Annotated in this window: 9 protein-coding genes; 7 read left to right on the forward strand and 2 right to left on the reverse strand. The window is 72.2% G+C overall.

The features are described 5' to 3' along the window. The first annotated feature begins 11 nt into the window (after positions 1-11). A complete protein-coding gene (locus tag LW587_RS19515) occupies positions 12-1,280 on the forward strand; it encodes a DUF2254 domain-containing protein (RefSeq protein WP_232631259.1) in 1,269 nt (422 codons plus the stop codon). 209 nt (positions 1,281-1,489) lie between these two features. Next, positions 1,490-2,224 (forward strand): septum site-determining protein MinC, encoded by a 735-nt coding sequence (gene minC, locus LW587_RS19520; RefSeq protein ID WP_232631260.1) that lies wholly within the window; start codon positions 1,490-1,492, stop codon positions 2,222-2,224. 131 nt (positions 2,225-2,355) lie between these two features. Here minC and LW587_RS19525 read toward each other — a convergent pair whose 3' ends face one another. Together LW587_RS19525 and ubiG are read right to left on the reverse strand one after the other, a co-directional pair. Then, positions 2,356-3,336 (reverse strand): NADPH:quinone oxidoreductase family protein, encoded by a 981-nt coding sequence (locus LW587_RS19525; protein WP_232631261.1) that lies wholly within the window; start codon positions 3,334-3,336, stop codon positions 2,356-2,358. A 519-nt stretch (positions 3,337-3,855) separates the two neighbouring features. Beyond that, entirely contained in the window at positions 3,856-4,593 is a 738-nt protein-coding gene (gene ubiG / locus LW587_RS19530; protein ID WP_232631262.1) for a bifunctional 2-polyprenyl-6-hydroxyphenol methylase/3-demethylubiquinol 3-O-methyltransferase UbiG, read from the reverse strand. Positions 4,594-4,770: 177 nt separating this feature from the next. Here ubiG and LW587_RS19535 point away from each other — a divergent pair, with 177 nt between their 5' ends. The 5 genes from LW587_RS19535 to LW587_RS19555 form a co-directional block, all read left to right on the forward strand. Further along, a complete protein-coding gene (locus LW587_RS19535; protein ID WP_232631263.1) occupies positions 4,771-6,021 on the forward strand; it encodes an aspartate kinase in 1,251 nt (416 codons plus the stop codon). A gap of 114 nt (positions 6,022-6,135) precedes the next feature. Beyond that, entirely contained in the window at positions 6,136-8,397 is a 2,262-nt protein-coding gene (gene ptsP / locus LW587_RS19540; protein ID WP_232631264.1) for a phosphoenolpyruvate--protein phosphotransferase, read from the forward strand. A gap of 277 nt (positions 8,398-8,674) precedes the next feature. Next, positions 8,675-9,760: a peptide chain release factor 1 gene (gene prfA / locus LW587_RS19545; protein WP_232631265.1), complete on the forward strand. Its 1,086-nt coding sequence runs from the start codon at positions 8,675-8,677 to the stop codon at positions 9,758-9,760. A 205-nt stretch (positions 9,761-9,965) separates the two neighbouring features. After that, positions 9,966-10,910: a peptide chain release factor N(5)-glutamine methyltransferase gene (gene prmC, locus LW587_RS19550; protein WP_232631267.1), complete on the forward strand. Its 945-nt coding sequence runs from the start codon at positions 9,966-9,968 to the stop codon at positions 10,908-10,910. Positions 10,911-11,399: 489 nt separating this feature from the next. Continuing rightward, positions 11,400-12,466 (forward strand): DUF4167 domain-containing protein (locus LW587_RS19555; RefSeq protein ID WP_232631266.1); only part of this gene is annotated, 1,067 nt, incomplete at its 3' end.

Below are 12,466 nucleotides of genomic sequence, written 5' to 3' on the forward strand. Positions count from 1 at the left end.
GGGGATACGGGATGCCGCGTTGGCGATGGTTCATGGCGCAGCTCACGCGGCGCCTGTGGGTGCGCGCGACGCTGATCGGCCTGGCGGGCGTGCTGGCCGCGATCCTGGCGGCGACCGTCGACCGCTCCCTGCCCTGGCAGGTGCCGGGCACGATCAGCACCGACGCCCTCGACAGCCTCCTCACCGTCATCGCCTCCAGCATGCTGACGGTGACGACGTTCTCGCTCAGCATCACGGTGTCGGCCTACGGCTCGGCCACGAACAACGTCACGCCGCGGGCCACCACCCTGCTGATCGAGGACGGGCTGACCCAGACCGTCCTCTCGACCTTCCTGGGCTCGTTCCTGTTCGGCATCGTCGGTCTCGTCGTGTCGAAGACGGGCGCCTACGGCGAGCAGGGGCGCACCGTCCTGTTCGTGGTGACGATCGCCGTCATCGCCCTGATCGTCGTCGCGCTCCTGCGCTGGATCAACCACCTGACCCGGCTGGGCCGCGTCGGCGAGACGACCGACCGGGTCGAGGCCGCCGCCCGCACGGCGATCGAGGCGCGGTTGCGTGCGCCCTGTCTCGGCGGACGCCCCTTGCGCGATGCGGGCGCCATCCCGGGCGACGCCGTCCCGGTGAGCCTGGAGGCGATCGGCTACGTCCAGCACATCGACATGCCGGCCCTTTCGACGCTGTGCGAGGCGCATGGCACGGAAGCCTTCGTCCGGGCGGTGCCCGGCGCCTTCGCCTTTCCGGACGCGCCGGTCGCCTGGATCGCCCGCCCCGAGGCGGAGACCGACCGCGAGGCGCTGGCGAAAGACATCGCCCGGACGTTCACGGTCGGCAACGCGCGCTCGTTCGATCAGGACCCGCGCTTCGGCCTCGCGGTGCTGAGCGAGATCGGCTCCCGCGCCCTGTCGCCCGCGACCAACGATCCCGGCACCGCCATCGACGTGATCGGCCGCTCGATCCGGCTGCTGAGCCTGTGGGCACGGGAGAGTGCCGCCGCGCCGGACGACGAGCCGCGCTACCCCTGCGTCCACATCCCGCCGCTCGCCGCCGCCGACCTGATGGAGGACGCCTTCATGCTGATGGCCCGCGACGGCGCCGGGCTGATCGAGGTGCAGTTGCGCATCCAGAAGGGGCTCTCGGCGCTGAGCCGCCTGGGCGACGCCGCCTTCGGGGAGGCCGCGCGGCACCAGTCGCGCATGGCCCTCGACCGTGCCGAGGCCGCCCTCGCCCTGGACGCCGACAAGGCACGGCTGCGCGCCCTGCTCAAGGCGCCGTCGCCATGACGGACCTTTCGATCGCCGCCGTCCTCGTCACGCCGCCGATGGCGCTCGCCGTCGGCCTGGGCGGCGCCGACGGGGCGCGCCGCGCCGACGGATCGCCGTCCCGACTTTGCTGTTGAGCAATCCCCACCCCTGGGCGGAGGCCACCGCGATCTGCCATAAGCTGACCGCATGACCCCTCCGCCAAGATCTCTCGTGTGACCGCCCCTCCCGTGACCACCCGTCCCCCGATCCGCTTCCGCGGCCGCTCGTTCCTGGCGATGGTGCTGGCGCCGGTGCCGCCGATCGATCAGTGGCTGGCCGAACTCGATGCCCTGAAGCAGCGCGCGCCCGCCTTCTTCGCGGTGCGGGCGATCATCCTCGACGTGACCGGCCTGTCCTTCGACCGCTCGGACCTGCTCACCCTCTGCGCCGAGCTGAACACGCGCTCGATCACGATCCTCGGGATCGAGGGCATCGGCCCGACCTCGCTCGGCCCCGGCTTCCCGCCGCCGCTGGTGGGGGGCAAGCCGATCGACGATTTTGCAGCGCCCGAGGGCGGCGCCGAGACGCCCACCGCCACCCCGTCCGCGGCCCAGGCACCGATCCAGGTCGCCGCGCCGCCGGCCTCGCCCCGGCCCCGCTCCTTCGTGCTCGACGCGCCGGTGCGCTCGGGGCAGGTGATCCAGCATCTCGACGGCGACGTGACCGTGATGGGCTCGGTCGCCTCCGGGGCCGAGGTGATCGCGGGGGGCTCGATCCACATCTACGGGGCGCTGCGGGGTCGGGCCATCGCCGGGGCGATCGGCGACGCCAACGCGCGGATCCTGTGCCGCAAGTTCGAGCCGGAGCTCATCGCCATCGACGGCCTCTACAAGACCGCCGACGATCTCGGCGCCGAGCGCCGCGGCCAGGCCGTCCAGGCCCGGCTCGACGGCGACGCGATCCGGCTGCTCGCCCTCGACTGAGCGGCCCTGCCTCGGGCGGGACCGGGTTCGAAGGGCAAGCCCTTCGCGGGTCCAGGGCAGAGCCCTGGCGACGCCAATGGGACGATCCCTTGGACGCCGGCCACTTCGGACTCCCGGCGTCCTCGCCGTGATTACCCGCCGACCCGCAGCAGCACCTTGCCCACCGCCTCGCGCCGCTTGAGCAGGCCGAGCGCCGCCTCGTAGGCGTCGAGTGGGTACGTGCCGTGGATCTTCACGGTGAGCCGCCCCTCCGCCGCCCAGGCGAGGAGCTGCGCCTGGTTCCTCCGGTGCGCCTCCGGCTCGCGCTCGACGAAGGCGCCCCAGTGGACGCCCTGCACATCGATGCCCTTCAGCATGATGACGTTGAGGGGGAATTTCGGGATCTCGCCCGCCGCGAAGCCGATCACGAGGAAGCGGCCCTTCCAGCCGAGCGCCCGCATGGCCGGCTCGGCGAGGTCGCCGCCGACGGCGTCGTAGACCACGTCGACGCCCCGCGCGCCGGTGAGGCGGCGCAGCGCCTCGCGCAGATTGTCGGCCCGGTAGTCGATCAGGTCGTCGGCGCCGTGGCTGCGGGCGGTCTCCAGCTTCTCCGGGGAGGAGGCGCAGGCGATGACGCGGGCGCCCATCAGCTTTCCGAGTTCCACCGCCGCGAGCCCGACGCCCCCCGAGGCGCCGAGCACGACCAGCGTCTCGCCGGGCTGGAGCCGGGCGCGGTCGGCGAGGGCGTGCAGGGTGGTGCCGTAGGTGATCGACAGCCCCGCCGCGACCTCGTCGGGGACGGCGTCCGGCACCCGGGCGAGGCGGGCCACCGGCACGGCGATCCGCTCCCGGGCGGTGCCGTGGCTGACATGGACCATCACCCGGTCCCCGACGGCGACACCCTCGGCCCCCGGCCCCAGCGCCTCGACCACGCCGCAAGCCTCGCCGCCGGGCGAGAACGGCAGTTCCGGCTTCACCTGATACTTGCCCGCGATGATGAGCGTGTCGAAGAAATTGAGCGCCGCGACCCCCACCCGCACCAGAGCCTCGCCGGGGCCGGCCACGGGATCGGGCAGGTCCTCGACCGACAGGTCCTCGGGCCCGCCGAGCCGGCTGCACATCAGGGCTTTCATGCCACTCCCGTCTCCCTCTCGACCCGCGCGCCCGGCTTTGAGTCGGGGCCTGCCTCGGCGCCCCGTCGCGCGCGGACACGCTTCGGCCGCCTCCGTTTCTGCCCATCGTGGCAGGTGGAGCGCAAGCACGCACGCCCGTTCCTCGCTCCCCGTGAGCAGTCCCATGGCGATCACGTTGCCGTTCACGGGCGATCAGCGCGCCGCGCCCCGGCGCGGCGGACAGATCGCGGGCGATCGCCAGGGCGAAGGCCTGGAACAGGTCGCGGTGCGGGCCGCGCCCGGTCGGTGGATCCAGGGGGAGCCCCGCATCCCACAGGAACGCGTTGCGGCCGAGATCATGCCGGCTGCCGATGCCGGCCGGGCTCGCGAAGTCGCCCTCCGGAAAGCTCGGGTCCGCCGGCTTTCCCGAGGCCGGCCTTCCGGTTCGAGAGAGCCTCGCCCACGGCGCGGCAGCGTCTCCCGCCTGGTTCGCGATGTCCCGGTCTCGGCAGGGAGCGGGTCACCGACGGTCGGCTTCGGTCAGGCGGGGCGCTGCGCCGCGAGCATGTAGTTCACCCCCGTGTCGCGGCTCGCCCGCCAGGAATCGCCGAGCGGATTGTAGGCCACGCCGGTCGTGTCGGTGACGCGCAGGCCGCCGGCCGCGAGGTCGGCCCGCAGCTCGGCCGGGGTGACGAACTTCTCCCAGTCGTGGGTGCCCCGCGGCAGCCAGCCCAGCACGTATTCGGCGCCGACGATGGCGAGGGCGAAGGAGCGCATCGTCCGGTTGAGAGTCGCGGCGAACAGGAGCCCGCCGGGCTTCACCGCCGCGCAGGTCGCGCGCAGGAAGCCGGCCCGGTCGGCCACGTGCTCCACCACCTCCATGGCGAGCACCACGTCGAACCGCTCCCCCCGCGCCACGACCACTTCGATGGTCTCGTCGCGGTAATCGATGGCGAGCCCCTCCGCCGCCGCATGGGCGCGGGCCGCCGCGACGTTGGCGGTCGCCGGGTCGAGCCCCGTCACCCGCGCGCCGAGCCGGGCCAGGGGCTCGGACAGCACGCCGCCGCCGCAGCCGATATCGACGATCGAGAGGCCGTCGAGGGGGAAGGGCGCGGCCGGGTCGCGGTCGAAGATCCGGCAGACCTCGTCGCGGATATAGCCGACCCGGACCGGGTTGAACCGGTGCAGCACCCGCATCGGCCCGCGCTCGTCCCACCAGCGCGCGGCCAGCGCGTCGAAGCGCGCCACTTCGTCCCGATCGATCGAGGCGCTCGTCATCCGGCTCACTTTCGTATCGTTTCAAGGTGTCGCCGGTCCGATTGACACGGCCGGGGGCCCCTTGTACCCGCCGGGCGCATCCCCGGTACAGCCGCGCCCCCTCTTCGACGCGGGCGACACGGCGCGAGCCGGTTCCCGACCGGCACCGGGGGCGACGAAAAGCGGACCGGACGCGACATGCCCCGTTTGGTGATGAAATTCGGCGGCACCTCCGTCGCCAACGTCGACCGCATCCGCAACGTGGCGGCCCACGTCGCCCGCGAGGTCGCGGCCGGCTACGAGGTCGCGGTCGTGGTCTCGGCGATGTCGGGCAAGACCAACGAGCTGGTCGCCTGGGTGAAGGACGCCGACGCGCTCTACGCGGAGACCGAGTACGACGCGGTCGTGGCCTCCGGCGAGCAGGTCACCTCGGGGCTGCTCGCCATCGCGCTCAACAAGGCCGGCATCCGGGCCCGCTCCTGGCAGGGCTGGCAGATCCCGATCCACACCTCCGACGCCCACGGCTCGGCCCGGATCGAGGGCATCGACCCGACGAACCTCGACGCCGGCTTCGCGCGCGGCGAGGTCGCGGTGATCGCGGGCTTCCAGGGGGTGCATGCGGAGACGGGCCGGATCGCGACGCTCGGGCGCGGCGGCTCGGACACCTCCGCGGTGGCGATCGCGGCGGCGATCGGGGCCGAGCGCTGCGACATCTACACGGATGTGGACGGGGTCTACACCACCGATCCGCGGGTGGTCCCCAAGGCCAAGCGCATGGAGCGCGTGACCTTCGAGGAAATGCTGGAGATGGCCTCGCTCGGCGCCAAGGTCCTCCAGGTGCGCTCGGTCGAGCTCGCCATGATCCACCGCGTGCCGACCACGGTGCGCTCCTCCTTCGATCCCCCCGATGCCGCGCGGCCGGGGACCCTCATCTGCGACGAGGACCAGATCGTGGAACAGCAGACCATCACCGGCATCGCCTTCTCGAAGGACGAGGCCCAGATCACCCTCCGCTCCGTGAAGGACAGCCCCGGCATCGCCGCGGCGATCTTCGGGCCCCTGGCGGACGCCAACATCAACGTCGACATGATCATCCAGACCGTGTCCGGCGATACGGGCTCTGGGGGAACTGCGACCACCGACATGACCTTCACGGTGCCGGCGGCCGATTACCAGCGCGCCCGCGCGGTGCTCGACGCGCAGCGGGAGATCATCCGGTTCGGCCAGATCGAGGGCGCGACCGACGTGGTCAAGGTCTCGGCGATCGGGGTCGGCATGCGCTCCCATGCGGGCGTCGCCGCCAAGGCCTTCCGGGCGCTCGCCGAGAAGGGTATCAACATCCGGGCGATCACCACCTCCGAGATCAAGTTCTCCGTGCTGATCGACGCCGCCTACACGGAGCTTGCCGTTCGCACGCTCCACTCGCTATACGGCCTCGATCAGGCCTGACCGTTCCCGCCGGCCCAACCTCCCGTGAGGGTTGTTCCGATGTGAAGCCAGAGTCTGGAGTCTCGTCCCGGATGTCCAGGGGCGCGGCTTCAGCCGACTCGGATTGACGATACGATGCCCGCTGCGCCCGGAGGTCCGCGCCTGCTGCTGCGCCGGCTCCGCGAAGCGATGGCGGAACCGGTCAGCCCCCAGGCGCGCCTCGACCGGATCGTCGTCCTGATCGCCGCCAACGTGATCGCCGAGGTGTGCTCGGTCTACGTGGTGCGGGATGACAACACCCTCGAACTGTTCGCAACCGAGGGTCTCAACCGAGACGCCGTCCACATCACCCGCATGCGCGCCGACGAGGGCCTCGTCGGCCTGATCGCACAATCCGCCGAGCCTCTGGCGCTGTCGGACGCGCAGTCGCACCCGGCCTTCTCCTACCGTCCGGAAACGGGCGAGGAGATCTACCACGCCTTCCTCGGCGTGCCGCTGCTGCGGGCCGGCAATACGCTCGGCGTGCTGGTCGTCCAGAACAAGACCTACCGGGTCTATTCCGAGGAGGAGATCGAGGCGCTCCAGACCACCGCCATGGTGCTCGCGGAGATGATCGCCTCGGGCGAGCTCCAGGCGCTCGCCCCCGGGGCCGGCTCCGCCGCGCGCCGCCCGGTGAGCCAGCGCGGCGTGGCTTTGGCCGAAGGGATCGGCCTCGGCCACGTGGTGCTGCACGAGCCGCGCATCGTCGTGAAGACGCTGATCGCCGAGAATGTCGAGCGCGAGGTCGAGCGGCTGGAAAGCGCCATCGAGGACGTACGCTCCGCCATCGACGAGCTGGTCGAGCGCGGCGACGTCATGGGAACGGGCGAATCCCGCGAGGTGCTCGAGACCGTGCGGATGTTCGCCCACGACAAGGGCTGGCTGCGCCGGATGCGCGAGGCGGTCCAGTCGGGCCTCACCGCGGAGGCCGCGGTCGAGCGGGTCCAGTCGGACAACCGCGCCCGGATGCTGCGCCAGAGCGACCCGTATCTGCGCGACCGCCTGCACGACCTCGACGATCTCGCCAACCGCCTGCTGCGCCGCCTCGTCGGCCAGGAGGGGCAGGGCGCCGGGGGGCTGCCCGAGAACGCGATCCTGGTGGCCCGCTCCATGGGCCCGGCCGCGCTCCTCGACTACGACCGGGCGCGCCTGCGCGGCGTCGTTCTGGAGGAGGGCGGGCCGACGAGCCATATCGCCATCGTCGCGCGTGCGCTGGGCATCCCGGCGGTCGGCGAGATCGCCAACGCCGCGAGCCTGTGCGACGCGGGCGACGCGATCATCGTCGACGGCCTCTCCGGCGAGGTCCAGATCCGCCCGACCCCCGAGGTCGAGGCCTCCTATGCCGAGATGGTGCGCCTGCGCGCCCGGCGGCAGGAGCAGTACCGGGCCCTGCGCGACGTGCCGGCGGTGACCCAGGACGGGGTCGGCATCGGTCTGCACCTCAATGCCGGCCTCCTCGTCGACCTGACCCACCTGCACGAGACCGGCGCCGAGGGCGTCGGCCTGTTCCGCACCGAATTGCAGTTCATGATCGCCGAGCGGATGCCCTCGGCGGCCGAGCAGCAGGCCCTCTACGAGGCGGTGTTCGCGGCCACCGGCGACCTGCCGGTCACGATCCGGACGCTGGATATCGGCGGCGACAAGATCCTCCCCTACATGCCGGCCCTCGAGGAGGAGAACCCGGCCCTCGGCTGGCGGGCGATCCGCATCGGCCTCGACCGGCCGGCGCTCCTGCGGGTGCAGCTGCGCGCCCTGCTGAAGGCCGCCTCCGGGCGCCCGGTCAAGATCATGTTCCCGATGGTCGCGACGGTGGAGGAATTCACCCGCGCCCGCGCCATCGTCGAGCGCGAGAAGGCGCATCTGCGGCGTCACGGCTACGCGCTGCCGAGCGATTGCCGGCTCGGCGCGATGATCGAGGTGCCCTCGCTCCTGTTCCAGATCGACGAGATCGCCCGCGAGGCCGATTTCCTCTCGGTCGGCTCCAACGACCTGATGCAGTTCCTGTTCGCGGTCGACCGCGAGAACCGGCGCGTCGCCAACCGCTTCGACCCGCTCTGCGGGGCCGCGATGCGCGCCTTCCGCCTCATCGCCGAGCGCGCCACCGCGCAGGGCTGCCCCGTCACCGTCTGCGGCGAGATCGGCGGGCGCCCGCTGGAGGCTCTGGCGCTGATCGGCCTCGGCTTCCGCGACTTCTCGATGTCCCCGGCCTCGATCGGCCCGGTCAAGGCGATGGTGCTCTCGGCCGATGTCCAGGCGGTCGCCGCCCTGATCGACGGGGAACTCACCAAGGTGACCGACGGCGCCTCGATCCGGCCGGCGCTGGCCGCCTTCGCCAAGACGCACGGCGTGCCGGTGTGAGGCGAGGGGCTCCTCGGCCTTGAACGCGACCCGATCCTCGATCGTGATCCAGCCCGACCCGCGCGCGCGGTCGATGTCGCGGATGCCGGCCGCATCGAGCGCGTCCCCGAATCGAGCGCCACGAACCCGGCCGCCCCCGACCAGGGGTGGTCGAACGTTTGGTGGCCGAACGGCACTCCGCCTCGCAAGAGCGGCCGCCTCGCGTCAGGAACACTCGCCCTCTGCCCGGCAGTGAAGTAGGGAAGCCTCTTTTCCGCGACGTGACATCGAAGAACCCGTGACACCGATCCCCTCCGAGCGCCTCGACGCCATCCTGGCGCGGCACGAGTTCGTCACGGCGCAGCTCGCCGACGGCGCGGGCGCCCCTGAGAACATCGTGCAGCTCTCCCGCGAACTGTCCGAGCTCGACGGCGTGGTGGCCGCGATCCGCGACTACCGGGCGGCGCAGGCCAATCTCGACGGCATCCGGGCGATGATCGACGAGCCCGGCGGCGATCCCGAGATGCGCGCGCTCGCGGCGGACGAGAAGCCGGAGGCCGAGGAGGCGCTGGAGCGGGCCCACCGTGCCCTCCAGCTCATCCTGCTGCCTAAGGACGCGGCGGACGAGAAGAGCGCCATCCTCGAAATCCGCGCCGGCACCGGCGGCGACGAGGCGGCGCTCTTCGCCGGCGACCTGTTCCGCATGTACGCGAAATACGCCGAGTCGAAGGGCTGGCGCGTCGAGGTGATCTCGGAGAGCGAGGGCACCGTCGGGGGCTTTCGCGAGGTCGTGGCCGAGGTGAAGGGCCGCTCGGTGTTCTCCCGCCTCAAGTTCGAGAGCGGGGCCCACCGGGTCCAGCGGGTGCCCGACACCGAGACGCAAGGGCGCATCCACACCTCCGCCGCCACCGTCGCGGTGTTGCCGGAGGCGGAAGAGGTCGACATCGCGATCAACGACGCCGACCTGAAGATCGACACCATGCGGGCGCAGGGCGCGGGCGGCCAGCACGTCAACAAGACGGAATCGGCGATCCGCATCACCCATATCCCGACCGGCGTGGTGGTGTTCGTCCAGGAGGAGCGCTCGCAGCACAAGAACCGGGCGCGCGCCATGGCCCTGTTGCGGGCCAAGCTGTTCGACGCCGAGCGCACGGCCAAGGATTCCGCCCGGGCCGCCGACCGCAAGGCGCAGGTCGGCTCCGGCGACCGCTCCGAGCGCATCCGCACCTACAATTTCCCGCAAGGCCGCGTCACCGACCACCGCATCAACCTGACCCTCTACCGTCTGGAGGAGGTGATGGCGGGCCAAGCCCTCGACGAGGTGATCGACGCGCTGGTGACCGAGCATCAGGCCGAACTGCTCGCCGCCGAGGGGATGGCGTGAGGGGCCTGCACCCGGGCCTCACCCCACGGATGTCGCGCCGGCCCGATCCCGGCCTCGTCGAAGGCCCGCCTCGGGCCCTCCCGACCCGGGAGGGGAGGGGGCCCGGTGCCCCGGGCGGGCTCCCCTCGGCCGATCGCCTGCGGGGGGCACCCCCTCCCGCCTTGGGGCGAGGCAGGTTTGGCGGATGCGCGCTCCGGCGTCCGGAATGAGCCTCGACCTGACGCCCGCCCTGTCCCGGGACGCTGCCCTGCGTCATCTCGTCGGGGTCTTCGAGGCGGCGGGTCTCGCCAATCCGCGCGGAGAGGCCCGCTTCCTCGCCGGGCACGCCCTGGCGCTGTCACCCTCCGACCTGATCCTGCGCGGCGGGGAGCCGTTGGGCGAGGCCGGCGCCCGGGCCCTGGCCGAGGCCGCCACGCGGCGGCTCGCCGGCGAGCCGGTGGCGCGCATCCTCGGCGAATGGGAGTTCTGGGGCCTGCCCTTCCGGCTCGCGCCCGAGACGCTGGTGCCCCGGCCCGACACCGAGACCCTGGTGGAGGCGGCCCTGGGCCTCTTCCCCGGGCGCGAGACGGCCCTGCGCCTCGTCGATCTCGGCACCGGCTCGGGCTGCATCCTCACCGCGCTGCTGCACGAGCGGCCGAAGGCCCTCGGGATCGGCCTCGACCGCTCCTTCGCGGCCTTGCGCGTCGCGCGCGACAATGCCCGCGCGAACGGCGTCGGGGATCGCGCGGCCTTCCTCTGCGGCTCCTGGCTCGAGGCCCTCGCCGGTCCCTTCCACCTGATCGTCGCGAACCCGCCCTACATCGCGGCGCCCGTCATCGCGACGCTCGCCCCCGAGGTGCGCCTGCACGATCCGCTGGCGGCCCTCGACGGCGGGGCGGACGGACTCGAGGCCTACCGCGCGATCCTCGCCGGCCTGTCGCGGCGTCCGGACCTGCTGGCGCGGGGCGGCGCCCTCGCCCTGGAGATCGGCTACGATCAGGGCGAGGCCGTCGCCGAGCTCGCGCGGCAGGCGGGCTTTGCCGCGTCCGCACCGATCCAGGATCTGGCCGACCGGGACCGGGTCGTCACGCTTCGGCCATCCTTACCGATCAGAGGAGAGCCCCGGACGCCGCGGGCGGGCGCCTCGCAAACCCGCGCAGGATCGGCATAAACCGCCTCCGGCCCGAAAAAATGCTTGTTGTCGGGGGCGGCAGTCACTAGCTTAGGGATGCAGACCGCCAACGGCCCGTTAAGCGTTTCTCGCGAAACTCCCGTCACACTGCCTCGGCAGGAGGGAGGGCTCCCGGTGAACGGGAGCTTTGCGAAGCACTTGGGTAGGGCAGCGGCAGGAGACGGGTTTATCCGCTTCCGCCGGGTTCGGACGGTCTTCCCACCATCGAGCGGACGTAGCCCGGCAAGCGCGGCCAGGCTCGGTGGGATCGAACCTGACAGTCGAGGGATGTCTCGCGGCGCGCCTGGAATCGAGCGCAGCCACCGGACGAGCGGCAGACATCGCGGATAGATCGCGGTCGTGCCGGTGCGCTCACCGAAGCGCCCCGCCCGAGGGATCTCGCGAACACCGCCGCAGCGCTGTCAGTCATGCTGAGCGACAGGTAACGAGGGTCAATCGAGGCCGATGAGACCAAACCAGAATCGACGGATGCGTGGCCGCAGCCGGCCCAAGGGTCCGAATCCGCTGACGCGTTCCTACGAGTCGAACGGGCCCGACGTCAAAATCCGCGGTACCGCTCAGCATATTGCCGACAAGTACGCGCAGCTCGCCCGTGACGCGCTGGCGAGCGGCGACCCGATCGCCGCCGAGAACTACTTCCAGCACGGCGAGCACTACTTCCGGATCATCACCGGCGCCCAGGAACCGGGTCGTCCGCAGGTCAGCCAGGGCTACGCCCGCAACGGCTTCGACGAGGACGAGGAGGGCGACGAGGAGGGCGTGAACGGGTCCGCGGAGGGCGGTCGCGCCGGCTACGCCAGCGACGAGTACGGCGATCCCACCCAGCAGCCCCAGCCGTTCGAGCGGCACGATTTCGACAACCGCCAGCAGGGCCGCGGCGATCGCAACGACCGGGGTCCGCGCTTCCAGGGCCGTGACCCGAACGACCGCCCGAACGATCGCCCGAACGACCGCGGCGATCGGGGTCCGCGCTTCCAGAGCCGCGACCCGAACGACCGCCCGAACGATCGCAACGATCGGGGCCAGCGCTTCGAGGGCAACCGCCCGGACTACAACCGCGGCGAACCGCGGCAGGAGTTCCGTGGGGATCGCCAAGACCGTCAAGATCGCGGCGATCGCCAGGATCGTGGCGAGTTCCGTCAGGACCGCGGACGGCAAGACGGTCGGCAGGAAGGCCGCCAAGAGGGCCGCCAGGACAACCGACAGGACGGCCGGCCGGATTACGGGCAGCCGCAGGACGGTCCGCGCCAGGACGGATCCCGCTCCGAGCAGGGCCGCCGTGAGTTCCGCGAGCCCCGCTTCGAGGCCGGCCGCGGCGAACAGCCCGAGATGGCTCGCCAGGACGCGCCCCGCCAGGAGGCGCCCCGCCAAGACGCGTCCCGTCAGGACGCTCCCCGGCAAGAGGCTCCTCGCCAAGACGCGCCCCGGTCGGAGCCCCGGGCCGAGGGCCCCGTGCGGCCCGACGCGCCGGCCCGGCGCAGCCGCCGCAGCAATCCCGACTTCAACCGGGCCGAGGCCGCCGATCCGGGCGCCCT

The sequence above is a fragment of the Methylobacterium sp. Leaf118 genome, assembly GCF_920984675.1.
In the GTDB taxonomy this organism is placed as follows: Bacteria; Pseudomonadota; Alphaproteobacteria; order Rhizobiales; family Beijerinckiaceae; genus Methylobacterium.

Excerpts from the sequence above, each read along its gene's own strand:
- prmC (WP_232631267.1), top strand. The coding sequence starts at position 9,966 with ATGAGCCTCGACCTGACGCCCGCCCTGTCCCGGGACGCTGCCCTGCGT.
- LW587_RS19515 (WP_232631259.1), top strand. The coding sequence starts at position 12 with ATGCCGCGTTGGCGATGGTTCATGGCGCAGCTCACGCGGCGCCTGTGG.
- LW587_RS19525 (WP_232631261.1), bottom strand. The coding sequence starts at position 3,336 with ATGAAAGCCCTGATGTGCAGCCGGCTCGGCGGGCCCGAGGACCTGTCG.
- ptsP (WP_232631264.1), top strand. The coding sequence starts at position 6,136 with ATGCCCGCTGCGCCCGGAGGTCCGCGCCTGCTGCTGCGCCGGCTCCGC.
- ubiG (WP_232631262.1), bottom strand. The coding sequence starts at position 4,593 with ATGACGAGCGCCTCGATCGATCGGGACGAAGTGGCGCGCTTCGACGCG.
- LW587_RS19535 (WP_232631263.1), top strand. The coding sequence starts at position 4,771 with ATGCCCCGTTTGGTGATGAAATTCGGCGGCACCTCCGTCGCCAACGTC.